The organism is Nocardia albiluteola, assembly GCF_018860155.1.
Taxonomy (GTDB): Bacteria; Actinomycetota; Actinomycetes; order Mycobacteriales; family Mycobacteriaceae; genus Nocardia; species Nocardia albiluteola.
The window spans coordinates 254,180-277,181 of record NZ_JAHKNI010000004.1; the positions used below are offsets into that span (position 1 = coordinate 254,180).

19 protein-coding genes and 1 pseudogene are annotated in these 23,002 nt (G+C 67.6%); 9 read left to right on the plus strand and 11 right to left on the minus strand.

The features are described 5' to 3' along the window. Window positions 1-69: 69 nt before the first annotated feature. On the minus strand, window positions 70-1,050 hold the full coding sequence (locus tag KO481_RS14345; RefSeq protein WP_443677995.1) for an NAD(P)-dependent oxidoreductase: 981 nt from the start codon (window positions 1,048-1,050) through the stop codon (window positions 70-72). 52 nt (window positions 1,051-1,102) lie between these two features. On the opposite strand from KO481_RS14345, the gene KO481_RS14350 reads away from it, so the two are divergent. Beyond that, a complete protein-coding gene (locus KO481_RS14350) occupies window positions 1,103-1,480 on the plus strand; it encodes a winged helix-turn-helix transcriptional regulator (protein WP_245400897.1) in 378 nt (125 codons plus the stop codon). Between the two features lie 16 nt (window positions 1,481-1,496). Here KO481_RS14350 and KO481_RS14355 read toward each other — a convergent pair whose 3' ends face one another. Beyond that, window positions 1,497-2,294 carry a hypothetical protein gene (locus tag KO481_RS14355; protein ID WP_215917603.1) on the minus strand — a complete coding sequence of 266 codons (798 nt, stop codon included), beginning with the start codon at window positions 2,292-2,294 and terminating at the stop codon, window positions 1,497-1,499. 2 nt (window positions 2,295-2,296) lie between these two features. After that, on the minus strand, window positions 2,297-2,953 hold the full coding sequence (locus tag KO481_RS14360) for a lipoprotein LpqH (RefSeq protein ID WP_215917604.1): 657 nt from the start codon (window positions 2,951-2,953) through the stop codon (window positions 2,297-2,299). 159 nt (window positions 2,954-3,112) lie between these two features. On the opposite strand from KO481_RS14360, the gene KO481_RS14365 reads away from it, so the two are divergent. The 4 genes from KO481_RS14365 to KO481_RS14380 all read left to right on the plus strand — a co-directional run bounded on the left by KO481_RS14365 (window position 3,113) and on the right by KO481_RS14380 (window position 9,023). Then, window positions 3,113-4,423 (plus strand): hypothetical protein, encoded by a 1,311-nt coding sequence (locus KO481_RS14365; protein ID WP_215917896.1) that lies wholly within the window; start codon window positions 3,113-3,115, stop codon window positions 4,421-4,423. Further along, window positions 4,420-5,751, plus strand: coding sequence for a hypothetical protein (locus tag KO481_RS14370; RefSeq protein WP_215917605.1), 1,332 nt, complete (start codon window positions 4,420-4,422; stop codon window positions 5,749-5,751). The genes KO481_RS14365 and KO481_RS14370 overlap by 4 nt, the downstream gene beginning before the upstream one ends. A gap of 125 nt (window positions 5,752-5,876) precedes the next feature. Then, a complete protein-coding gene (locus tag KO481_RS14375) occupies window positions 5,877-7,424 on the plus strand; it encodes a tetratricopeptide repeat protein (protein ID WP_215917606.1) in 1,548 nt (515 codons plus the stop codon). Between the two features lie 372 nt (window positions 7,425-7,796). After that, window positions 7,797-9,023: a CHAT domain-containing protein gene (locus KO481_RS14380; protein WP_245400968.1), complete on the plus strand. Its 1,227-nt coding sequence runs from the start codon at window positions 7,797-7,799 to the stop codon at window positions 9,021-9,023. A 25-nt stretch (window positions 9,024-9,048) separates the two neighbouring features. Here the strand turns inward: KO481_RS14380 and KO481_RS14385 are convergent, their stop codons facing one another. From KO481_RS14385 to KO481_RS14395, 3 genes are read right to left on the minus strand one after another with little or no spacing between them, the layout of a single operon-like run. Beyond that, window positions 9,049-9,348 (minus strand): helix-turn-helix transcriptional regulator, encoded by a 300-nt coding sequence (locus KO481_RS14385; protein WP_215917607.1) that lies wholly within the window; start codon window positions 9,346-9,348, stop codon window positions 9,049-9,051. Continuing rightward, a complete protein-coding gene (locus KO481_RS14390) occupies window positions 9,333-9,662 on the minus strand; it encodes an AraC family transcriptional regulator ligand-binding domain-containing protein (RefSeq protein ID WP_215917608.1) in 330 nt (109 codons plus the stop codon). Before KO481_RS14390 ends, KO481_RS14385 begins: the two co-directional genes overlap by 16 nt. Before the next feature lie 55 nt (window positions 9,663-9,717). After that, a complete protein-coding gene (locus KO481_RS14395) occupies window positions 9,718-11,100 on the minus strand; it encodes a hypothetical protein (protein ID WP_215917609.1) in 1,383 nt (460 codons plus the stop codon). 319 nt (window positions 11,101-11,419) lie between these two features. Between KO481_RS14395 and KO481_RS14400 the strand changes: the two genes are divergently transcribed. Then, window positions 11,420-13,387: a carbamoyltransferase C-terminal domain-containing protein gene (locus KO481_RS14400; protein ID WP_215917610.1), complete on the plus strand. Its 1,968-nt coding sequence runs from the start codon at window positions 11,420-11,422 to the stop codon at window positions 13,385-13,387. A gap of 216 nt (window positions 13,388-13,603) precedes the next feature. Then, a complete protein-coding gene (locus KO481_RS14405; protein WP_215917611.1) occupies window positions 13,604-14,902 on the plus strand; it encodes an MFS transporter in 1,299 nt (432 codons plus the stop codon). 11 nt (window positions 14,903-14,913) lie between these two features. Here the strand turns inward: KO481_RS14405 and KO481_RS14410 are convergent, their stop codons facing one another. Genes KO481_RS14410 through KO481_RS14430 form a run of 5 tightly spaced genes read right to left on the minus strand, consistent with a single transcriptional unit; the run spans window position 14,914 to window position 19,888 of the window. Beyond that, window positions 14,914-15,636, minus strand: coding sequence for a maleate cis-trans isomerase family protein (locus KO481_RS14410; RefSeq protein WP_215917612.1), 723 nt, complete (start codon window positions 15,634-15,636; stop codon window positions 14,914-14,916). 5 nt (window positions 15,637-15,641) lie between these two features. Continuing rightward, window positions 15,642-17,060, minus strand: a complete 1,419-nt coding sequence (locus KO481_RS14415) for an amidohydrolase family protein (protein ID WP_215917613.1) — start codon at window positions 17,058-17,060, stop codon at window positions 15,642-15,644. Next, window positions 17,057-17,818, minus strand: coding sequence for an aspartate/glutamate racemase family protein (locus KO481_RS14420; RefSeq protein ID WP_215917614.1), 762 nt, complete (start codon window positions 17,816-17,818; stop codon window positions 17,057-17,059). Before KO481_RS14420 ends, KO481_RS14415 begins: the two co-directional genes overlap by 4 nt. 11 nt (window positions 17,819-17,829) lie before the next feature. Further along, a complete protein-coding gene (locus KO481_RS14425) occupies window positions 17,830-18,477 on the minus strand; it encodes a GntR family transcriptional regulator (protein ID WP_308166602.1) in 648 nt (215 codons plus the stop codon). A gap of 55 nt (window positions 18,478-18,532) precedes the next feature. Further along, complete coding sequence (locus tag KO481_RS14430; RefSeq protein ID WP_308166603.1) at window positions 18,533-19,888, minus strand: MFS transporter; 1,356 nt, start codon at window positions 19,886-19,888, stop codon at window positions 18,533-18,535. 322 nt (window positions 19,889-20,210) lie between these two features. Here KO481_RS14430 and KO481_RS44740 point away from each other — a divergent pair. After that, window positions 20,211-20,402 (plus strand): annotated as a pseudogene (locus KO481_RS44740) (PhoU domain-containing protein); the annotation flags it as partial. A gap of 30 nt (window positions 20,403-20,432) precedes the next feature. Next, the gene (locus KO481_RS14435; RefSeq protein WP_245400899.1) at window positions 20,433-22,790 is read left to right on the plus strand and encodes a serine/threonine-protein kinase; all 2,358 of its coding nucleotides are present in this window, start codon (window positions 20,433-20,435) and stop codon (window positions 22,788-22,790) included. The last annotated feature ends 212 nt before the right edge of the window (window positions 22,791-23,002 follow it).

The window sequence follows — 23,002 nt, forward strand, 5'->3', positions numbered from 1 at the left end:
CTGCCCGCCAGGGTGATACGAGTGAGCCCGCGGTTCTCGGCGCCGTCGTGGTCGTCGATGGCGTAGGCGCTACTCCCCGCTCGTGCCGGGTGTGCGCATGAGTTCGTAGGTGGAAACCGGTCGGCCCAGTCGCGCACTGGCGTCGATGGCGTTGTGCCAGAAGGCCTCTGCGGTACGGGAGAGGGCGGCATCGACGCCGACCTCCGCGCTGGCGTCGACGATGTGCCGGGCACCCGCATGCATCATCCGCAGTCCGGCCAGTTCGGCGTGCCCTCCGGTTCGGTTGCGCGCCGCGATCGCCTCCATGAAATAGGGAAAGGCGGCGTTGGAGCGCAGCGCGTACGGCAGGAATTGTGCGATGTCGTGCCCGGACTGGGCGATCATGGCCGTGGCCTGGTCGAAGGCCAGCAGCCAGGGGTGGAAGACGGTGAGCAGGCCCTGATAGAAGACCTGCGCCAGCCCGTCGTCGACGCCGAGATACTCCTGCGGGCCCAGCGGGCGCAGCAGCCCGGCGTGGGCATCGAACACCTCGCGCGGTCCGCTGTAGAACAGATAGGAGGCCGGGTGGTCGAGGTTGTCGCCCGCCGACATCACCCCGCCGGACAGGAATTCGGCGCCGTGCGAGCGGACCCATGCCGCGCCCGCGCGCGCCCGCTCGGGCGAATCCGACGAAAGATTCACGATCACCTTGCGGCCCAGGTGATTTGCTGCCTGGTTCAGCACGTCGTACATGGCGGCGTAGTCGGTGAGGCTCAGGACCGCCACCTCGTTGGCGTCCAGCGCCTCGGCGACGGTGGCCGCCGTTGTGGCCCCGAACTCCGCCATGGCCTCGGCCTTGTCGGGGCTGCGGTTCCAGACCGTGACCTCGATGCCGCGGTTCCGGAACGCGGTGACCATCGCCCGGCCCATCGGTCCGAGCCCGAGGACGGTGATCGATCCTGTCGACGTGTGTTGCGCGGTCATGCGTTTCTCCTTCGATCTGCGTGGCGAACCGGTATCGGCGCCGGACTCCGATCGTGGTCGCGATCGATGTGCCCGGGAAGAACGCACGTTCGAGTGGGGTTGCTTACCGACAGGTTCGGAATCTGGTCAGGAGGCCGCGATGGGAGTCGATGGTGAGGCGGATCACGATGTCTGCGGCATGTCGGTGGCCATCGACGCCGTGGGCGGCAAGTGGAAGCTGCACCTGATGTGGGTGCTCGGGGCGGGCCCGCGGCGGTTCGGGCAGATCCGGCGCGTCCTGGCCGGGGTCAGCGAGAAGGTGCTGGCCGAGAACCTCCGCCAGATGGAGGCCCGGGGCATCGTACATCGCGAGATCTATCCGGAAGTTCCACCGCGGGTGGAGTATTCGCTGACCGCGGTCGGCGAGGAGCTCAATACCGCGCTGCGCGCCCTGGGCGAGTGGGGCGACAGGCACCGCGACCGCCTCACTACGGACCAGCGCGACGAAATTACCGCGGCCCCGGGCGGTCCGCGGTAATTTCCCTTGTGCCGGTTCAGGTTTGGACCGGCAGCGCGAGGGCGACGCGGTCCTCGACACCGGGCAGGTAGTGCACCTGGACGACTCGGCCGATCTGGACGAGCTCGACACTGCCGGACGGGACGAACTTTTCGGTGTGAGTGGTGTAGGTGCTGCCGTCGGGCCGGGTCACCGCCAGATCGAGTACCACCTTGACGTAGCCGTCCCGGATTTCGCCCGGCACCGAGAGCGACTGGACGACGGCCTGGGCGGCGATGCCCCGGGCGGCGACGTCGAGCATGTCGCGACTGGTCAGGCCACGCCGAATCATGTTCTCGTTCCACGTGTTCTGCATTGCCTCGCGGTCGCCGGACCGATCGATCTCGACCCTGTCGGTGCGGCCCGGGAGGTAGCGGACCGGGAGCACGACCCCGGGCCGCAGCAGCGCGAGCTCGGTCAGCGGGACGATGATCTTCGCCCGGGAGTCGAAGGTCTCGCCCTCGGTGCCCTGCACGCTCAGGTCCAGGCGGACCTGTGGCTGGTCGTTCACGCTCACCCCGGTCTGCCGGACCGAGGTCACAGTCCCGATGCCGACCAGGCCCGCCCGAAACGCCACGCTGTTGCGTCCGGTGAAGGCCTGGCCGATGCCCTCGCCGCTGAAGGCGAACACGATCGGAACGACGGTGACGGCGGCGATCGGCAGCGCGATCTGCCAGCCGAACCATCCGAGGTCGCCCTCGGGGCCGGTGGACGGGTAGGTCAGCCCGTGCCAGAGGTAGTACCCGATGGCCACGACGGCGGCGGCGAGCATCAGTGCCCGAATCCTGGGGGCCATGATCAGCCTCCGATCATGGTCGGGCAGGCGAAGGTGATGTCGAACTTCGAGGTCTTCGCCCCCGCGAGGGGATTGCTCGGGTCCGGGGTGCCGACGGCCTCACCGGTGACCCGGAAGGTGTTGCCGCTCTTGACGACAGACGCGGATCCACCCGGCGCGCCCTTGCCGAACCCGATGGCATACGGCAGCCCGGACGTGCCATCCTTGCTTCCGGTGATGCCCACGGCCTGTACGGAGTTGCCGCCGGTGAGGGTGGCGCTCACCGCAAGATCGCCATAGGCCGAGTTGCCGGTGTCGGTCAGGGCGAGGGCAAGCAGGCCACCCTGGCTCGCGCAGGTGGTCGTGAAATGTCCGGCGACCGCCTTGCCGTCCACCGACAGCGCCGAGGTGCCCATGTCGGGCACCGACGTGTCGGGCGGCGACATCTCGGGCGCCAACGTGTCGGGCTCCGACGACTCGGGCGCCGGTGGCGGTGGCGGTGGCGGGTGCGGTGGCGGGTGCGGCCCCGCCACCAGCGACGACGCGGGCGCCGCCGACGAGGGGGCGGCCGGCGCGGGCGAGGAGGTCTTCGACGAACTGCTGCAGCCGGTCAGGGCCAGGGCGAGGGTCGCGGAGGCGACGGCGACGGCGGCGCACAGGCGAATGGGAGTGGTGATCATGGGATTTCCTTCAGTTCGGATGCGGCTCGCCTGGGGTGGAGCCGATGGGGCAAACGTAGAAAAGACCGACCCCCTACCGATCCCAGGTTTCCACCGCGCCGACGGGTGGAGTAGGGCAGAAATACCATCTAACCTGAGCAAATGCGACGCCCTCGCGACATGGTGCTCCACGAGGCCTGGAGCGCGCTCGACGGTGTCGAGGCGCTCAGCGGAGCCCAGGGCGGCCCGCTGCGCCGCACCGTCAAACTGATCCTCGACCCACTGGTGATCCGCCCCGTGCAGAATCCGCGGTGCGCCGGGCCGATCGTGACGGCCGAGGGCGCGGCCGAGGTGATCACCCTGGTGGAGGCCGCCGCCCCGGTGCTCCGGGCCACCGCCGAATGGTTCACCCTGCTCAAGCAGGTCCGGCGGGGGCTGCGGATCACCGACGGAAACCCGCAGGACCTGTACTTTCAGCGCTGCTTCGAGCTGGCCACGGCCGCCGGTGCGCCGGACCGATCGCGGGACGGCGAGATCGTCGAGACGACACTGCTCGAAATGCACGGGTTTGCCGCGGGCCGCACCACCCGGGCGCTGCGGGAGTATCTGACCGAGCCGGATCGGGCCCGCGAGCTGACCGGACTGATCCAGGTGGCATGGGCGCGCAGGCCGTTGCGTGACGTCGCGGGCGCGGATCGCACCGCCGAGCTCACCGCCCTGCTCGAGGTCTGCGTCGCCGCCCGGAGCCTGCGCGACGGCGGGCGGGCCGCGCTCGCCGAGCTCCTGGCCGGGCATGCCGGAACCCATTCCGGGATCCGATTGTGGTCCGCCGCAACCGATCCGAGCGCGCGGCAGCTCGGCCTGACCGAGCATCCGGCGCCCGCACCGCCGCCCCTGGGCTCGACCGCGTCCACGGCCACCTTGGCGCGGCCGTTCGATCGGTCGATCTATGAGCGAGTCTTCACCGTCCTGCACGCGGCCCTGGATCGGGCCGATCTGCCGACCGTCCCCGAACTGGTCGGCGCGGAGATCGCGCGCAGCTGTGCGCCGTGGGCCCTGCTGGACGAGTCGCTGCGACTGGCCGCCGCGGCCGGGGCGGTCCTGGCTCTGGGGCTGCGGCCCCTGGGCGGCGAGGCGGTGACCGGAACGGCCGCGCACCGAGTAATCAACGGGCGCTGGCGGCGCGAGGCCTACGTGCTGCAGGCCCGTCGGCTCGCCCTGCGGACGTCGGAGGAATCGAGTGGCCCGCTGGACGCCGTCGCCGCCGACCTGCGCAGCCCGTGGCGGCCCTATCTGCGCCGGCTGTGGGTCCGGCTGCACGGGCGCGACGTCCGGGAGCTACCGCTGCCGGACGGCGGCGAACTCTGGGATGTCCTGGATGGCGTCGCCAGGTCCGTGATGCTCGATCACCGGATGCGGGTCAAACAGGCACTCAGTACGAGTTCCATAGCTGCCGAGGTGGATTCGGCGGAATCGAGGGCAATCCCGTGACGGATCGGATCATCGTGCGGGGCGGCCCGTCGGGCACGCTGTACCTCGGCCCCGAGACCGCGCCCGTGCTGGGTGAGGGCACCGCACCACTGGATACCGCGGTGCTGGAGGTACACGGCGGATATCTGGTGTGGAGTGTGCTTGCCGGGCAGCACTTTCCGGCGGCGGTCATCGATGATCTGGATGCCGCACAGGAATGGATCTGGGCGATGTACGGCCCGCAGATCGCGCTTGCCGCAGCCGATTTCGACAGCACACCAGCGGAATTCGCGCCCGAACCCGGTCTGCCCATGCTGGTGGAACGGGCCCGCAAACTCGGCTATGCGCACTGGGCCGCGCGATGGTGGCCCGCCTCCACCCTCGACGACATCCCTCCGCTCGACGAACGGCTCGTCGATATCGACATCGCAACGCTCACAACCGAATGCGATCTGCTGGTCGATGGGGCCGATGCCCTGGACGGGCACACCGACGATGATCTCGCGACTGTCCCTGGACTCGACCGTGACGAGAGTTCCGTGCTGAGTGTGGACCGTGACGAGGGTTCCGTGCTGGGTGTGGACGGTGACGAGGGTTCCGTGCTGGGTGTGGACGGTGACGAGGGTTCCGTGCTGGGTGTGGACGGTGACGAGAGTTCCGCGCCGGGTGTGGACGGTGACGAGGGTTCCGTGCTGGGTGTGGACGGTGACGAGGGTTCCGTGCTGGGTGTGGACGGTGACGAGAGTTCCGCGCCGGGTGTGGACCGTGACGAGAGTTCCGCGCCGGGCGCGCACCGCAACGGGAGGTCCGCGCCCGGCGTGGACCGCGCCGAGGCTTACGCGCTCGCGGCCGGTCCGGCGGCCGACTCCGCGGTCAAAGCCCTGGTCCTTGCCCGCGGCTCCGGCGGCTGGGACTGGCGCCGCTGCCCGCCCGGCATCGTCGACGCCTCCGAACGAGCGCTGTCCTGGGAGGTCCGACGGCACCCGGGCGTGACGACGATCCAGATATCCGCCGTAGCCGCGCCCCACATGCCCGCCGCCGTGCCGCCCCACCTGCGGCCTCGGGCGCTGGTCCGCACCGCCGCCGGGATCGCCGCCACCGAGTTGACTCTGGCCGGTGATGCCTGGACGGGATCGGTTCTCGCTCCCGACGAGTGGGAATTCACTCTGGCAGTGGAGATCCACGTACCCGGGGTGGGTCCCTCCGATACCGCCACTCCCGACGATGTGCGAATTCGCCCGCGGCTGAGGGAATTCGCCAGGAACCGCCTCCGCGACGCGCGCTCGGCGCCCGACGACACCATGCTGCTGGCCGAGATCGCGGCCGCCACCACGGATACGGACTTCTGACATGCGATGCGGGACAACAAAATCGCGGCGTGCGACCCCTCAGTCGACGCCATGGGATCGCACACACGAACCAACGCGTGATCCTGTCCGCGATGTGGCGGCCGCCGAACCTCGGGAGCAGTGAGATGGACGAAGTCGCCGAGACGGATGGATCCGATCAGCCACAGGCCGCGCCCCCAGAATCGGACGGGCGCGAATTACTGCAAGCCGGGGCTACCGCCTACGGCAACGGTGACGCGACAGGCGCCCTGCGCATCTTCGAGGATGCGGCGCGAACCACCTCGGGGCGAATCCGGTTGGCGGCCATGGTGAATGCGGCGAGCATGGCCGACGGGCTCGGCGAGCACCGGCGGGCGGTGAGCTGGTTTCGGACGGCGCTGGCCGAGATGCCCGGCGACGCCGGTGCGATGCGGCCCACCGCCCTGCTCAACATGTCGCAGGCGCTGCAACATCTCGGCGATCTCGACGGGGCGCAGGAGGCGCTGAACCGGGCGCGATCGCTGCTCACGGACGATCCCGAGCAGGGCACGCTGCGGGTGGCCTGCCTGCTGTCGTGCACCGCGGTGGCGATCCATCGCCAGCACTGGGTGGACGCGATCGATCTGGCCACCGAATCACTCGATACCGCACGATATTTCGCGCCGCACCTGGCCGGACACCCGCTGATGAATCTGGCCGCCGCCTACTTCGAGACCGGGCGCGGCGAGCTGGCCCTGGACTTCGCGCGCCAAGCGCTCGATGCTTTCGGCGCGGCCCAGGACGCCAACGGTGTCGCGGAGACCCAGCAGAATCTCGCGCTCATGCATATCAGGTCGGGACGCCCGCAGGAGGCGGAGCCGCTGCTGACGGCGAGCCAGGCGTATTTCGAGGGCGCCGGGTTGGGCCCGCGCGCTGGGATCGGTCTGAAGGCACAGGGATTTGCCTCCGAGATGCGTGGCGCGCACGCGCGAGCGTACGAGCTGTACCGGCGCAGCCTCGATCAGTTCACCGACTCGGGTGCCGTCCTCGAAGCCGCCGAAGCGCGAATCCGCGTTGCGACAGTGGCCTTTTCGCTCGGCCGGCACGACGAGGCGGGACGGCTGTTCGGGGAATCGTTCCGGGTGTTCGCCGACCACGGCCTCGGATTGCATTGCGCGCAGGTCGATTTCTGGCACGCGCGACTGCTCGAATCGACGCTCGACGATTCCCGGCCCGACCCGCCGCGGCTCGTGGAGGCCCTGTGGCTCGCCGTGCCGTCGGCCTTGGCCATCGACGCCGTGCGCCACATCTTCCCCGGCGGCGAGCAACGCCACCGCTGGCACCGCGAACTCGCCGAACCTGCCATGCGGTCCGCCTTCCGGCTCGCCTACCGCAGCGGTGACGCCCGCCTCGTCTCCGATCTCATCGAGACCCAATGTGCCGGGGCGACAGTGAAATTCACCGACCAGGCACCCGTCGGCCCCGCCGATCGGTGGACCGCGTTGGAACCACAGGAGCCGCCCGAGGCGCTCACCGGAACCCTGACCATGGCCGCCGCCTTGGCCGAGGTCGCCGCGGGGGAGGGCGTCGCCATCGCGCCGCCGCCGCGCCTGCGGTACGAGCCGGGTGGCCGGATCGTGCTGGAGGAATACATCGCCGAGGCTGAGCGCCGATACGGCCGCCGTATTCGCGACGACCGGGTGCTGCCCGTATGACCGAGCGCGACGAGGGAACCACGGGTACGGGCACCAGAAACGATGGAACCACGGGTACCCGCACCAGCGACGAGGGGCCATGGGCCCAGCACCAGCGACAAGGGAGCCATGGGTTCCGGCACGGGTGACGAGGGAGTCGTGGGGTCCGGCACGGGTGACGCGGGAGTCGTGGGGTCCGGCACGGGTGACGAGGGAGTCGTGGGGTCCGGCACGGGTGACGCGGGAGTCGTGGGGTCCGGCATGAGCGACGCGGGAGCCATGAGCTCCGGCACCCGCAACGAGCGAGGCACAAGCATCGGCGTCAGCAACGACGCCGAGCACCCGCGAGAGACGGCCGTGACCGACTCGCAGCGGCCGACAGTACTGGTTCGCATGGCCGACGCGGGCGATCTCTACGTATCGTGGCGCTGGCGCGACGACATCACCGGCGGTGGAGTGGAGGCGATTCCGGAGGCGCAGGTGGCCGAGCTGGTGGCCCGCGTGAGCACCGCCCTGCCCGCCCCCTCCGCGGACCGGATCGAATATGCTCTGACTGCAGGGGCATTCGCCGACTATGACTCCGAACATGAACTCGCCCAGGCGCTTTCGCGCACACTGCTGCCTCACGGTCTCGCCGCGCAGCTGCACGATTTGTACCTGCGCGGCGTGCGGCCACACATCAGGCTGCAGCCTTCGCCCCGGACGGCCCAGCTCCCCTGGGAGCTGCTGGCGCCGGATCCGGGTCTGCGCCTGCTCGACATCGCCGATATCAGCCAGCTCGCACCGGCAGGCCTGATCAACGCGCCCGGACGCGTACCCCGGTCGTGGGTGCGGACCCGGGATCTGCCGGTGGTGGCCGTGCTCGACCCGCGAGTACCGGGATTCCGGGCCGATTCGGCCCTCGGCTCGGTGCTGGGACGGATGTCCACGCACGCGACGCTCACCGAACGGATCGCAGACTACCTCGCAGACGATCGCATGCGGCCCGCGGTGCCGGATCCCGTCGAGGCCTTTCGCCGCACCGATCAGGATCGGGCGTGGCTGAGCGCGGCGCTGCGGGCCGGTGCCTCCCGGCTGCTCTATGTCGGCCATGTCACCGCGGCCGCGCCGGAATCGGGGCGCAGCGAGGAGGCCCGCCTCCACCTCGCGTGCGCCGACGACGTCCCCGGCTTCGCCGCGCCGGAGCGCACCCACCGGCCGCTGTCGGCCCGCGACCTCATCCTCGGCACCCAGACCCTCGACGGCGCGGCGCGCACGGGTCCCGAGCTGTGGCCGATTCCGAGCCGCGTGGCACTGATCGCCTGCGAGAGCGGCGGCGACCTGCGCTTCGGTGAGACGCTCGGCCTGCTGGCCGCCATGATCAACGGCGGCGCCGAACTCGTCACCGCGGGCCGCTGGGCGCTGCCCACCGATCTTGCCTTCCGTCGCTTCGCGGACGTGGCCGCCGACCGCCGCCCGCTGCAGGAAACCGTCTGCGCGATCGACGCCGCACACGAGCAACCCGATCCCATTGCCGCGCTTACGGAATGGCAGCGCGAGCGCCTCGCGGCCTGGCGCGCCGGTCGCTCGGTGCCGGACTCACCGATGCTGTGGGCGGCATTCGCGACCCTGTCCGCGTGAGCTCGGGAAACTACGCCCGTGCTCGCTACGTCGGCTGCAGCTGCCGAAAAGCGCGCGGGCTCATGCCCTTCCAGCGGCGGAAGGCCTGCGAGAAGCTCGACACCTCGACATACCCGAGCCGGTGGGCGATCTCGGCGACCGACAGGCCCTGGGTGATGAGCAGCTCCTCGGCCAGTTGTTCCCGAATCTCGTCCAGCAGTGCCCGGTCGGAGGTGCCCTCCCGGGCGAGCTGGTGGCGCAGCGTTCGCTCGCTCCGGTGCAGCTGCCCGGCGATCGCGGCGCCATCGGGCGAGGAGACCATGTGCGCGATCAGGATGTTGCGCACCTGCCCGGCGACGCCGGTCCGGGCGCGGCGGTTGTCGAGCAGGTCGCAACAGTGTTGCAGCGCAACGGCGGCGGTCTGCTCATTCGCCTGCGGCAGTGTGCGTCCGCGTTTTCGCTGTCGAAGGCGAGCACGTTCTCGTCCGCGTCGAATTCCGGCCACATGCCGAAGATCTCGTCGTGGAGCGGTAGCCTCTCGGCCGGTGGCGCGGGGAAGGCGATCACCCGGGCCAACGCGTTCGGTTCCGCGAGCAGGTCGCGGTGCAGGGTCTGGATGCCGGCCGCGTCGCGCTCGATGGTGAAGCGCCGCCGCTGCATTCGTCAAGCCTGGCCGGCTGTGCCTCGGCCCTCATCTCATCGACCAGCCGAGGTGCTAACCACGTTGACGCAACTCGCAGTCCCGCTTGAACGATTCCTCTGCCGCCGCGGTCAGTAGTTGTGGCAGATCCTCGAGGATGTGCCCGGGGGCCGGTGGTGAAATCTTCTCGGCCGTAAGCAACCTGATGCTGAGGGCGGCGATCAGCACCGCGAACGTGTTAGCGGAAGTGGGACGATCCAAATGGCTCGGGTAGCGGGTGCCCAGTAGACCACCCAGTCGCCGCGACATACGTCGGCAAAGCTCCTGCTCCTCGGCCGTCGGCTGCAGTGCCTCATTGGCTGGGCATCGGCCGCGCCCGTACATGATCTCACTGGATTCGGGGACGATCTGGCCAAGCACCGCATGAGTGCACGCCGCTATTTTCTCGCTGTGCGAAAGGAATGACGGCCGCCCGCAGGCCGCTAAACGAAGCCCATCGGCCGCGGTGCTCACCCGAAATGGGTTCGGCTCCCGGTCGGCAAAGTACACGGAATTGCCTACGGCGTCGGTTACCGCCGCGGTCACGGACAGTTCCGCATTGGCTGCGAGCAGCATGGCCGGCCATTGTTCCGGTGGAATCCCGGCGTCGGCCAAAGCCGCCATGGCCGCCTCGATCGACACCGCCCCCAGCGCGCTCATTGAGATGTAGTTGGCTGGAAACTGCTTGAACATATCTGTCTGCAGACCGTTGTTCGCACGTTCCGGCTCCTTGTCTACATTGCTCCAAAAAGCGGCTGTCCGTACTCGGAAAGGAACTTGCATTTCTTCGCTATAAGGTTCCCGAACCAGCGTGGTCGCAGCGCGGTTGACACCTTCCAGGGTGGCCCGCTCCTCGCTGAGGAGTTGGTCGCCGAGGGCGCCGAGCTCCGCGGTGATCGACTTGTTGCACTGGTGCAACGCGGCCAGGTGCTCCGGTGGCATCGAGTGCATGGGCACGTCGAAACACTCGGCCAACACGACCTCCAGAGAAGCGGCGACGCGAGCCTGATCGCCACTCAGCCAATAGTGGCGCGCGGCTTCCCAGTTGGTGATGTTATCCACCGTGCGCCCGAGGCCCTGGTCGTGGAGCCGCTTGTTGATAGCCGAGATCGCGTCGTAGTTGGGATCCAGGAAGTCCAGGGCCGCGTTCAGCATGGCGTAGCACACCTTGTCCGAAAAGACCCGCTGGATGCTCCGGCGCGCGTCGTGGACCACCCGGTGCGCGATGTGTAGCGGCTCCAACTGTTTTGCGCCGAAAATGCGGCTGTCGCTATGGAATTCGACCAGAAACACCCGTAGCCGATCGAGGTGCTCCTGCGCCCCGAGTGGATCCGCCTTGATCAGGTTCGAGGTAGCCAAGTCTTCTCGATCTCGAGTCACGTACCGCGAGTGCCTGGCTGATCCAGTGTCGATCGTCACGGCTCCAGCCTAGATTTCGGCGCGACGGTTCGCCGGTAGTGGGAATACGAAAGTGCTTGCCCTGCAAGGCATACTGTTACTCCTCTGCAGTATCGAGATGTCGATTGGAAGGCCCTTCAGGTGAAGATGTCGCAACGCCGGGTCGCTACGCGAACCGGCGGATCTGACCACACCGCCGGAGTAGGTCACCGGCGTGCCGGCCAGCACGTACCGGGAGGCGTTGCTGGTCGACCTGTTTCATGTGGCGGTCCGGCGTGGCGCCACCACCCCCCGGAAGGACACAAGATGGCGTGTTGCTTGGATGTAGCGATGGAACGGCATGAAATCGATGCGTGAACCAAACCAGGTGGAATACGTTCTGTCGGCCTACTTGAGCCCGCCGGGTCCCACGGCATTTACAACGATTCGGCATGACCAAAGCGTTGCCCTGTGGGCGATCCGGGGCGACGAGATATCACTGGTTCGATACTGGGAACTGGAACGGATTTCGGGTATGAAACATCATCATATGCCGATCTACGACTCCACGCGCTCACCGATCGACCTGCTGAATGGCCTGCTTGCGCAGGAGGATTTAACGTTGGCCGATATTGCCCAGGTGTGGGGCACGCCAGGGCTGGCCTCCACGCCGGTGCTGCCGAATTATGCAACCCAGGGGTTGCCAATCCATAGCGTATCGCACCTGTTCTCCGGGCTCTGCCTGGATACGGACCGGTTTCGCGACTCGACAATCGTTGCGTTGGCAATGGACGGCGGGCCGGACTTCACCCTCGAGCAGGATCTCCTCGGCGACCACTGGTACGCCGGAGCAGTTTCCCGCGGTGGCGATTTGTCCTTGTTTCCGGTGGAATCCCCCGGCCTGTTGTGGCATGCGTCGAAGCGCCGCTTCAATCAGGAACCGGGGACATTGATGGCCCTGGCGCACGCGTCGCCCGCCAGTATCGAGTTCGATCAATCGAGCCTGCTGAGCCAGGAATTCTGGGGAGGCTTCTCGCTGTTCGATCGATGCGATGAGCTTGTTGCGTCGGTCGCCGATGCCGCCGACAACGCGATCCGATCCGGCATCGACGGCGATAATCCGTTCAGTCGTGACGAATTGGTGGCAAGCGCCACGATGAAGATTATCGAATCCGTATCCAAATCGATCGTCGAGCGGTCGATCGAGAGGCTGCTTTCAGCGAAAAGCATCTCTCCCTGCGATGCATTTCTTTCCCTGTCGGGCGGCTTCGCGCTGAACTGTCCGACAAACTCACATCTGTTGGCCAAGTATGGATTCCGCGGGCTGCTCGTACCGCCCTGTGCGAATGATTCGGGGCAGGCGCTCGGGATCGGCCTGCTCGGCTTCTATGCCAGGGGTGACCTCGATACCAAGAACGTAAGGACCGGGCTGCCTTATCGGGGTGACGACGGACTTGACATCGCCCCGGCCCTGGCGGCCTTCGGTCGGCGCATTCTCGACGTGCGCGATTTCGATGCCGCGACCTTCGTCGATGATCTGGAGAATTATCCGGTGGCGTGGGTCGACGGCGCTGCGGAAGTCGGACCGCGTGCGCTGGGCCATCGAAGCTTGTTAGGCGATCCGCGTCGAATCGAAACCAAAGACATCCTCAACCGGATAAAGCAGCGCCAGTGGTGGCGGCCGGTGGCGCCGATCGTGCTGGAGGATCACGTGGCGAGATGGTTTACGGGCGGACGCCCGTCGCCGTTCATGCTGGAGACTTTCCCGATCGATCCCGAATTCCGATCGCTCGTGCCCGCGGTCGCACATATCGACGGGAGCGCAAGAATCCAGACCCTGTCGACCTCCGATGAACCTTTTCTCGCTGCCGCACTCGATTCGTTCTATCGGAGAACCGGAGTGCCTATTATATGCAACACATCGCTGAACGACGCCGGTGAGCCAATTATCGACAACGCGGAGCAGGCGCTCAATTTCTGCCTCCGGAAGGGTATTGCCGTCGCTTACATCGGCAAACGCCGGTATCAACTCGACGTATCACATGCGAGCGAGTCCAGCGCGCCCCAGCCGCGGCCGTGGGCCGATTTCTATCGGACACAAAACGCTCGTCCGGCGGCTGTATACAACGAGGATGTCGACCCCGAAATTCAGTTACTTCTCCTCATGTGGCCCTGGCTACGCCGGCTCGCGGACGAAGGTCAGACAAGTCAGTTGAAGTCGATCGCACGACTGCTAGCCAGCCGCGACGAGACATTCGACAGGCGCGTTCCTCAGTTTCACCTGTACTGGCGAAACATGTTGGAGCAAAACGTTTCCGGAGCCTCATAGCCCCGTGGCTTCTCGACCCGCTGGTGTCGGTGGGCAACACTTCTCGATTCGGCCCGCTGTGGACTTCCTCTCGCTGGGAAGTGGCAAGTAAAGAAGGCGCGCGACACTTGTACATGCCCTCACAGTCGCCCAATACTCGTCCCGCTCCTGGCGCCCTGGATCATTCGTGCAGCATGAAGACCCAGCCCGCGGGGGCCACAGCAGTCTGAGGTAACCATGCCGAGCATTCTCAAAAACCGGGACTTCATGCGGCTGTGGTTCGGCAATACCGTCGCGTATGTCGGGCTCAGAGGGGCGAGTTTCGCCTATCCGATTCTGGCGCTGGTCATGACCGGTTCGCCGATCTCCGTGAGTTTGGTGTCCTTCGCGCTGTTACTACCCAGTATGCTCTTCGAGGTTCCCTCGGGCATCGTGGCGGACCACTGGGACCGGCGGCGGACCCTGGTGAGATGCCAGTGCATGGGCCTTGCCGCTACGCTGCTGGCGGCGATAGCGACCGTCGCGCATCCGTTCGGGATGACACTCCTGCTGTGCATAGCGAGCTTCATCGAGGGAACCGCCTACGTCTTCTTCAGCACGACCGAGTTGGTCGTGGTCCGTGACATCGTCACGGAAAGCGAACGGCCCGAGGCATTCTCGTTTCTCGAGGCCGAGCAACCCTTCGCCAACATGGTGGGCCGGATGCTTGGTTCGGCGACCTTCGGCATCGCCCGCAGCCTGCCCTTCCTCGCCAATGCGGCCGCGTACCTCTACTGCCTGTGGACCCTGGCCAAGCTGCGCACCCGGATCCCCGAGAAATCGGAGCCGAATGGCCGCAAGCTTGTCCAGATCTGGAGCTGGAGCGAGACCACGGCCGGTATACGGGAGTTGTGGGGCGACCCGTTCGTGCGCGGCGCCACGGTCGTCCTTGCGGTGACCAACGCCATCTTTCAAGTCGTCGTTTTGATCCTCACGTTGAAGGTCAAGGATGGCGGCCATTCCGTGTGGACGATTGGTGTGGTATTGGGATCTACCGGCCTGGGCGGCATGCTCGGTGCAGCCGTCGCGCCCCGGATCGCCGACCGGCACGGCCCGAGGATCGTGCTCATTTGTGTGGGGTGGGCGTGGGTCGCGTGCGGCGTGGCCGTTGCCGCTAGTTCCAACGTGATGGTGCTCTGGTTCGGTTTCGCGGGCGTTGGCTGCGCCGCCGCGATCCTGGGCGTTTCCCTCACGCTGCATCGAGTGCGTGCCTTCCCTGAGGACCACGTCGGTAGGATCTGGGGCGCAACCAAGTTCATCGCCTACGGTTGTTCGGCAATTGGTGCGCTCGTCGCCGGGCCGCTGGTGGAATGGCTCGGTATCCGGGCAACCGGGTGGGTACTGGTGGTCGGACTGGTTCTGGTGGTGCGATATGCTCGTGGCCTGCCGAAACCGCGAAGGTCGGCTCCGGCTCCGGCACCCGTCCCTTCGCAAGGGGCCACCAATTGGATCGCACAAGTGTCGAGCAAGGGGCCGGTTGATCCGGACGACCGGTGATCCAACCGGGCTCAGGCCAATAGCTTGCCCCAGCGAGGGGCAAGCAGGGGAGCCCTCGCGAGCTGCAGGCAGCGCCAGAGGGTCACCGCGACCGAGTCGAGCACCGCGATGCGGGTGCGCGACTCCAGGTCGGCGACGATTGGCGCACCATACAGGTTGGTGCACAGGAAGATCAGTGCGTCGGGGCGATCCTTGGTCAATTCGAGTGAGCCCGGGAGGAGTTCGTCCGGGCGGACGCGGGCGAAGGACTCGTTGTCGCTGAGGCCGAGGGCGCGGTGGGCGGTCACGCGGAGGCCCTCCTCGGTGTAGCGATCGATGATGCGGTCGTTGACATCCGGGGTGTACGGGGTCATGAGGCCGATCGTGCGCGTGCCGAATTGTGCGAAGGCGTCCAGATAGGCCAGGGTCGAGGTGGTCGAGGGAATGCCTGTCGCGGACGTGATCTCGGCGGCGATCTGCCGGTCGTGTTCCGGCCCGAGCCATGAGCCCGACGTGCCGTTCCATGCGATGACGTCGACGTCGGCGGTGGCGAGCAGTTCGGCGGCCCGCCGCATGCCCTCGACGTCGAACTGGCGGTCCGAGCCCGCATCCAGGGCGATGCGGGTGACGGGGATGCGCGTCGAGTGGATCGTGACATCCGGACGGTCGCCGATGATTCGGTAGCTCATCGGTTCGAGGCACGTGTTGGACGAGGGCACGATCATGCCGATTCTGGTGGGGCGCTGGGTATCCATCGGGCTCACCGTCCCGCCGCCGTGAGAAGCTCACCGCGCGTGGCGAACTCGCGATAGCCCGGGCGCGCGAGGAACCGGCCGACCGGTCCGGGGTCGTGGAAACCGTTCTCGTCCAGGACCACTCGGCCGCCCGCCACAACGAGCTGCGGCCAGCCGCGCAACCGCTGTCCCTCGAACGGCGAGAAGTCGGTTCCCATGTGCAGTGCCGCGCTGTCGACGGCGCGAACCTCGGCGGGGTCGAAGACGACGAGGTCGGCGTCGTAGCCGGGCGCGATCACGCCCTTGCCGGACAGCGAGTTGATGCGGGCCGGGCCGGCGGAGAACAGTTCCACGAACCGTTCGAGGAGCTGCGGCATCGGGGATCCGAGCGCGGTGAATGCGACCGGCATGCGTGTCTCGACGCCGGGCAGCCCGTGCGGCATCTGCCGGATGTCGTCGCTGCGCTCGCGCTTCTGCGTGAGGTCGTAACAGGAGTGGTCGCTGGCGACGGTGTGGATCGAGCCGTCCGCGAACTGCTTCCGCAGCGCCGCAACGGTTTCCGGCGAGCGCATGGGCGGGCAGCACGCGTACCACTCCGGAAAGCGCGAGGAATACACGCCGTCGTCGAGAACCAGGTAGTGCGGGCAGGTCTCGGAATGGATGTCGAGGCCGCGGGCGCGGGCCTCGGTGACCAGATCGACGGCGCCGGGCGTCGACTGGTGGACGAAATACACCGGGGCGCCGGTGTATTCGGCCATCGCCAAGACCTCCCGGACCGAGGCCTCCTCGGCGAGTTCAGGCCGGGTCCGGTGCAGGTGCTCGATCGCGGTTCGGCCGTCGGCGGCGTGGCGGTCCGTGCAATCGGTGACCAGCGCGTCGTGTTCGGCGTGAATGTAGGTGAGGCCGTCCAGGCGCACCATCTCCCGCATGACGCGCAGCACGGTGTCGTTGTCTGCCATGGTGGTGCCGCGGTTGGTCATGTACATCTTGACCGAGCGAATGCCCAGCGCCGCAAGCTCTTCGAGCTGAGCCGGAACCGTCTCGTCCCAGCTGACGACCGACGCGTGCAGCGCGACGTCGCAGCGGGCCTCGCGGGCCAGCTCCAGTTTGTTCTTCGCTGCCGCCAGCGGAGATTCGCCTGCGTCGCGGGGGATGCCGAAGTCCAGAATCGTCGTCGTGCCGCCCCAGAGTGCGGCCGTCGAGGTCACCGCGTAGTCGTCGAGCGTGCGATAGCGGCCGGTTACCTGGGCGACATGGCAGTGCCCGTCGACCCCGCCGGGAATCACCGCGCGCCCGGCCGCGTCCACGGTCCGCATCGCCGCGGGCACGGTCTCGGACGCGTCGAGTACGGCGCTCACCCGTCCGTCCGCGACGACGACGTGCCCAGCCCGGGTGCCGGAGGAGTTGACGACGAGACCGTCGGCGATCACGAGATCGGCCTTCATCGGGTGCTCCCTGCGGTCTGGGCCGCGTCGAGCGCGGACTCGAGAGCGGGACTGAGCCCGCCGCGGCGTTTGGGCGGCGGGACCGCGAACGAACCGGCCCGGTGCGGCCCGGACGCGAGACCGACCACCGCCTCGGCAAACCGGATCCCCGCGCCGATGCCGTCGACGACGGGTACCGGGATCTCGGCCATGACGTCGCGGGCCAGCCCGGCCAGCGGTGCGCCCGCGAGGATCACGACATCCGCGCCGTCCTCGGCGACCGCGCGTCGCGCGAGCTCGACCAGCGGTGCGCGGAAATCCTCCTGGACCGAACCGATTCCGCGCAGGGCCTCCTTGATCGACCGGATCGAGGCGAGACGATTCCCGAAACCGAAATGCTCGACGCATTCGCGGTACCAGGCGGTGATGCGGTCCGAGATCGCGATGATCGAAAAGCGTTGTCCCTGTAGCGCCGCCGCGCACAGCGCCGCCTCGGTGATCCCGATGACGGGCACACTCACGAGCTCCTTGAGCGCGGGCATGCCCGGATCGCCGAACGCGGCAACGACCACACCGTCCACGTCGCGATGCTCCGCGATCACCTCCGCAACGGCCTCCGCGGCGAGCAACGCCTCGAACCTGGTCTCGATGTACTCGACGCCGCGGGCGGCGGTGCGCACGAGCAGTTCCGTGGTGGGCGCGACCGAGCGCATCGCCTCCGCGCGGATCAACTCGGTGACGTCGTCGCTGATATTGGGGTTGACGACGAGAAGTCTCATGGATCCCTCTCTCAGATGGTTTCCGGGTACTGCGCCCGGTACTTGCCGATGTGCTTCGCGGACTGCTCCGCCGTGCGCTGCTGGTCGCCGCTGGCGATGGCGGCCAGGAGGTCGCGGTGCTCCTGCACGAGTTCGGGCAGATCCGTGACGTGGCGGAACAGCCAGTGCATGCGGCCCTGCAGCGGTTCGAGTGCCGCACGCAGGAAACGGTTGTCGGCGATGCGGGTGATCTCGTCGTGGAATTCGCTGTTGGCCCGGTGCGCCTCGTTGATGCTGCCGCGAGACAACGCGTCCTGCGCCCGGTCGAGAATGTCCCCGAGCCGCGCGAGATCCTCGGCGGTGGCGCGCTCGGCGACGAGACTGCACGCGAGCACTTCCAGCGACAGCCGCACATCGAACAGGTCCGCGACGTCCTTGTCGCTCAGCTCCGCCACCACCGAGCCGCGGCCGCGCTCGGTGACCAGGCCCTCCTGCACGAGCATGCGCAGCGCCTCGCGCACCGGGAGGCGCGAGACGTTGAACTCGGCAGCGAGGTCGCGCTCGACCAGGCGCGTGCCCGGGGCGTAGTGCCCCTCGAAGATGCGCGTCCGCAGGCTGTCGCGAATCACCTCGCGCAGCGGGCGGTCCCGGTGCGGCTCCTCGACGGGCGGTGTCACCACGTCTTCTCCTCGGGGTCGGACTGATGTCGGTCGATTTTTATTCGAGCACACCGGCTTACACCGGGAGTCGCTTGCTGTAGTCGAGGGTCAGGACGCTGGCGCCCATGAGGACCGCGGCACCCACGAAGTACAGCAGCGCGCCCGTGTAGCCGCCCGTCGCGCCGACGATGAACCCGACCGCGATCGGCGTCACGAACCCCGCGATGTTGCCGCCCAGATTCATTGCGGCGCCGAGGATTCCGGCGTTGGTGCGGCCACCGAGGGTCGCCGGTACGGACCAGAACAGTCCCACCCAGCGCAGGAAGAACAGCACCACCGACAGCAGCACCACCGCGGTGATCGGTGTGCTCACAGTCGTCACGCCCACCAGGCCCGCTACGACGACGAGGCTCGCGATGCCCAGCATCGAACGCATGACGACGTTGGTGCGGTACCCCCGGGCGCGGAGCCGGTCGGCGAGCAGGCCGCCGAGGATCTCCCCGACGAAGCCCGCGCCGAAGATCACGAACGTCGACCATCCGATCGAGGCGAGCTTGAAACCCTTGGCCTCCGACAGGTACAGCGGACCCCAGGTGAGCAGGCCGTAGAAGACACCGTTGAAGCCGAGCCAGCCGAGGCACATTGCCCAGAACGAGCGGAACCTCAGGTAGGGCAGCAGGCCGCGGCGGGTCGTGCTGCCGCCGGCGCGCGCCTGCTCGTCCTCGGCCCGGTGCGACGCCTCGATGTACTCGACCTCGGCCTCGTTGACACCGCGGTGCTGGCGCGGGCTGTCGCGCACGTACCACCAGACGGCCGCGCCGAGCAGGGCGGTGGCGAGACCCGCGACGATGAACGCCATCCGCCAGCCGCCGAACGCCGCGATCAGTCCCGTCACCAGGATGCCGCCCACGCCCGCGCCGAGCGGCGCGCCGGCGTCGAGAATCGTTGCCCCCCGGCCGCGTTCGCGTGAATGCATCCAGATCGCGTTGAGCTTGCCGCCCGCGGGCATCACGCCCGCCTCGGTGACGCCGATGCCCAGCCGGGCGATGAACATGCTGGTGAATCCGCCGGTCAATCCCGAGGCCGCGGTCGCGGCGCCCCATCCGACACACGAGGCCGTGACGACCTTGCGCGGGCCGAAGCGGTCGATCAGCCAGCCGACCGGCACCTGCATCGCGGCATAGGACCAGAAGAACGCCGACAGCAGCAGGCCCACGAGCGAGTGCGAGAGCTTGAAGTCCTTCTGGATGAGGGGGAGCGCGACGGAGATCGAGCCCCGATCGACGTAGTTGATAGTCACGAGGACCAGGAGCAGCACGAACAGTTTCCACCGGACGTTCGTGCGCCCGACCGGAACGGCGCCGTCCGATGCCGGTGCGGCGTATGGTGCGCCGACGGCGCCTCGGCCCGAGGCTTCCTCTTGCAGGGACACGGGTTCCTCCTTCGCGATTGTGGGATTGATCGGGCCTGCTCGCGCGGCCGTCCTACGGGAGGTAGGTGACGGATAGCTTGGGATCCCATATTGGGATCCCATCAGACTGTAAGTGTGTGCTAGGTCATAGTCAATGCTTTGGGATCCCAAAGTGGGATCCCAAAATTCGTCGTTCAGTGGTCGCCGATCCGGCCGTCGCGGGGGTTACTCGCCGGGCCCGGTAGGTGGCCAGACTGGCGCCGGTGCCGGCAAAAGCTGATGATTAGCTATGCGGACTAGCTTCCAGGAGGATCTAGAGCAGCTTGCCGGGCGGTTGCGAGTGATGTGTCTGCGTGACTGTGTGGCTGTCGCCGCTGCCACGGATTCCTTGCTGAACGCCGATCTCGAGTTGGCCGAGCAAGCGATCGACATCTGCCACGAGATCGACCTCACGCGTGATCACTGTGAGCACGAGGCAGTGCGGCTGCTCGCTGTGCAAGCGCCCGTCGCCGGCGACTTGCGGCAGGTGGTCACGGCCATTCGGCTCGTCGGCGACCTTGCCGGGATGGCCGACCTGTCCGAACATATCGCGGACGTCAGCCGCCGCCGTCACCCAGCGCCTGCGGTTCCGGAATCGGTGAAGCCGGTCGTGGCCCGCATGGGCGCGGCCGCCACCGCAATGGCGACCAGCGCCGCCGCGGTGCTCGAGTCCGGTGATCCGGGCGATGTCGCCGCACAACTCGCGGGTCAAGACGACACCATGGATCGGTTGCATCACGACCTGCTGGCCGCCGTGCGGGCCGACGACTGGACCGGCGGGACTACCGCCGCGGTCGATCTGACCTCGCTCGGCCGGTATTACAAGCAATTCGCCGATTATTCCGTCCAGGTCGGGCGCGGGACGGTGATCATGGCGAGCGGTGGAGACGAGGATCAGGGCACGCAGCGGGTGAGTCCGGAATCGACGGTCGAGGTCTCTGCCGTTTCGGCGACTTGGTCGGGGGATGCCGGGCACACCACCGGCGACCTTTCCAGCGTGGTGGACAGCAGCGCCATCGGTGTCGACGGACTGGACCGGATCGAAGTCGGTGACCGCATCGGTGATTTCGACCTGCTCACCGGCCTGGGCAGCGGCGCCTTCGCGCGGGTGTTCCTGGCTCGGCAGCGGTCGATGCAGCGGCTGGTGGCGGTGAAGATCTCCGCCGATAGCGGCACCGAACCGCAGACTCTGGCGCAGCTCGATCACGACTACATCGTGCGGGTCTTCGATCAGCGGTTGCTCGACGATCCGGGCCCCGACGGGCCCCATACACGGCGGCTGCGGCTGCTGTACATGCAGTTCCTGCCCGGCGGCACGCTGCTGGGCGTGCTGCGCCGGGTGCGGGCCACCCCGCCCCAGCAGCGTAGCGGGCGGCTGCTGCTGGACGCGGTCGACGCGGCGATGGAGGAGAAGGGCGAGATCCGGCCCACCGATTCGAGTGTGCGCGCGGAGATCGCGGCGCTGTCGTGGCCGGAGACGGTCGCCTGGCTGGGCCGCCGACTGGCGGAGGCGCTGGCCTACGCCGACGCGCACGGGGTGCTGCATCGCGACGTCAAACCGGCCAACGTGCTGCTCACCGCGGAGGCGGTGCCGAAACTGGCCGATTTCAACATCAGTTTCAGCCGGGATCTGGCGGGCGCGAACCCCGTCGCGTATTTCGGCGGTTCACTGTCGTACATGTCGCCGGAGCATCTGGAGGCCTGTCTTCCGGGGGGCGAACACAGCGCCGACGATCTCGACACCCGCGCGGACATCTACTCCCTGGGGGTGGTGCTGTGGGAGCTGCTTACCGGAGCCAAGCCGTTCGACGACAGCACCGCAGCCGCCGGGAACGACACCGCCGCGCTGACAGCCATGCTGCAGCGCCGCCGCATCGGGGTTGATTCGGCGGCGCTGCAGCACATCCCGCCCGACTGTCCGGCGGCCTTGCGGCGGGTCCTGCTGACCTGTCTGGCGCCCGAACGTGACCAGCGCTGGGCCGATGGGGTGGCACTGGCTCAGCAGTTGGAGCTGTGCCTGGACGAGCGGGCCCGCGATTTGGTCGACCCGCCGCCGGACAGCTGGCGGCTGCGGCTGCGGCCGTGGCTGGTGCCGTTGGTAGTGCTGGCTATGGGCGGACCGAGCCTGCTCGCGGCGTTGGCCAACATCAATTACAACAAGTCGCTGATCGTCGACCGGCTGAGCCCGCCGGCCCAGCACACCTTCTGGCTTATCATCGCCCCGTTCAACGCGGTGCTCTTCCCGGTGGGCATCGCGACGGTGCTGTATCTGTCGCGGAGTCTGATCACGGTCCTGCCCGGGCTGCGCCGGGGACGTCGGTACGACCCGCGGGTGCTGGCTCGAGCTCGATCGGATGCGCTGCTGTTCGGCGACCGCGCTGTGCTGGTGGCGTTCTCGATGTGGAGCCTGGCGGCGATCATGTTTCCGATCGTGATGCACTTCGCGATCGGAGAGCTCACCGGACATGCGGTGCTGCATTTGCTGGTGGATGTGCTGGTCTTCGGCGGGATGGCGGTAGCCTATCCGTTCTTCCTGGTGACGTTCTACACGGTGCGCTGCATCTACCCGTCGTTCCTGCGGCACGGCGACATCGGCGCGGGCGACGTGGCGCACCTCCACCGACTCGATCGCCACTGCATCCTGCTTCTGGCCATGGCGGCGTCGGTGCCGCTGCTGGCGGTGGCGGGGGTGACGGTCCTGCCTCCGGACGATATTCCGCTGGTGATTCCAACGGTACGGGTAGTGTGCTTGGGCGCGATCGCCGCGTTCATCGCCGCCTACATGCTGTTCCGGTCGATCGAGGCCGATCTGCGGGCACTGGAACGTGTGGTGGATCCTGCCGGCGCACTGCGGAAGCCGGATGCCACCGCCGGTCCACTATGAGTGCACAACACATGCAACTGTTCCGGCGGTGCACGCGCTGCACCAGTATTCGCGAACGCTCCGCTGGACCTCCAGGTCCAGATCAATGACGAAGTCGCGGCCCGTCTTGCTGTGGACCTCGCCGCAGATGTAACGGAATTCGGTACATGAAACAAATTGAGAAATATTCGGCTTCGATCTTGCATCAGATTTTATCGGATCAGTATTTCGGA

Bases quoted from the DNA above. Each gene is read 5' to 3' on its own strand.
- KO481_RS14400 (WP_215917610.1), top strand. From the start codon at position 11,420: ATGAAATCGATGCGTGAACCAAACCAGGTGGAATACGTTCTGTCGGCC.
- KO481_RS14380 (WP_245400968.1), top strand. From the start codon at position 7,797: ATGGCCGACGCGGGCGATCTCTACGTATCGTGGCGCTGGCGCGACGAC.
- KO481_RS14415 (WP_215917613.1), bottom strand. From the start codon at position 17,060: ATGAAGGCCGATCTCGTGATCGCCGACGGTCTCGTCGTCAACTCCTCC.
- KO481_RS14350 (WP_245400897.1), top strand. From the start codon at position 1,103: ATGGGAGTCGATGGTGAGGCGGATCACGATGTCTGCGGCATGTCGGTG.
- KO481_RS14405 (WP_215917611.1), top strand. From the start codon at position 13,604: ATGCCGAGCATTCTCAAAAACCGGGACTTCATGCGGCTGTGGTTCGGC.
- KO481_RS14355 (WP_215917603.1), bottom strand. From the start codon at position 2,294: ATGGCCCCCAGGATTCGGGCACTGATGCTCGCCGCCGCCGTCGTGGCC.
- KO481_RS14390 (WP_215917608.1), bottom strand. From the start codon at position 9,662: ATGCAGCGGCGGCGCTTCACCATCGAGCGCGACGCGGCCGGCATCCAG.
- KO481_RS14410 (WP_215917612.1), bottom strand. From the start codon at position 15,636: ATGGATACCCAGCGCCCCACCAGAATCGGCATGATCGTGCCCTCGTCC.
- KO481_RS14435 (WP_245400899.1), top strand. From the start codon at position 20,433: ATGGCCGACCTGTCCGAACATATCGCGGACGTCAGCCGCCGCCGTCAC.
- KO481_RS14420 (WP_215917614.1), bottom strand. From the start codon at position 17,818: ATGAGACTTCTCGTCGTCAACCCCAATATCAGCGACGACGTCACCGAG.
- KO481_RS14365 (WP_215917896.1), top strand. From the start codon at position 3,113: ATGGTGCTCCACGAGGCCTGGAGCGCGCTCGACGGTGTCGAGGCGCTC.
- KO481_RS14360 (WP_215917604.1), bottom strand. From the start codon at position 2,953: ATGATCACCACTCCCATTCGCCTGTGCGCCGCCGTCGCCGTCGCCTCC.
- KO481_RS14375 (WP_215917606.1), top strand. From the start codon at position 5,877: ATGGACGAAGTCGCCGAGACGGATGGATCCGATCAGCCACAGGCCGCG.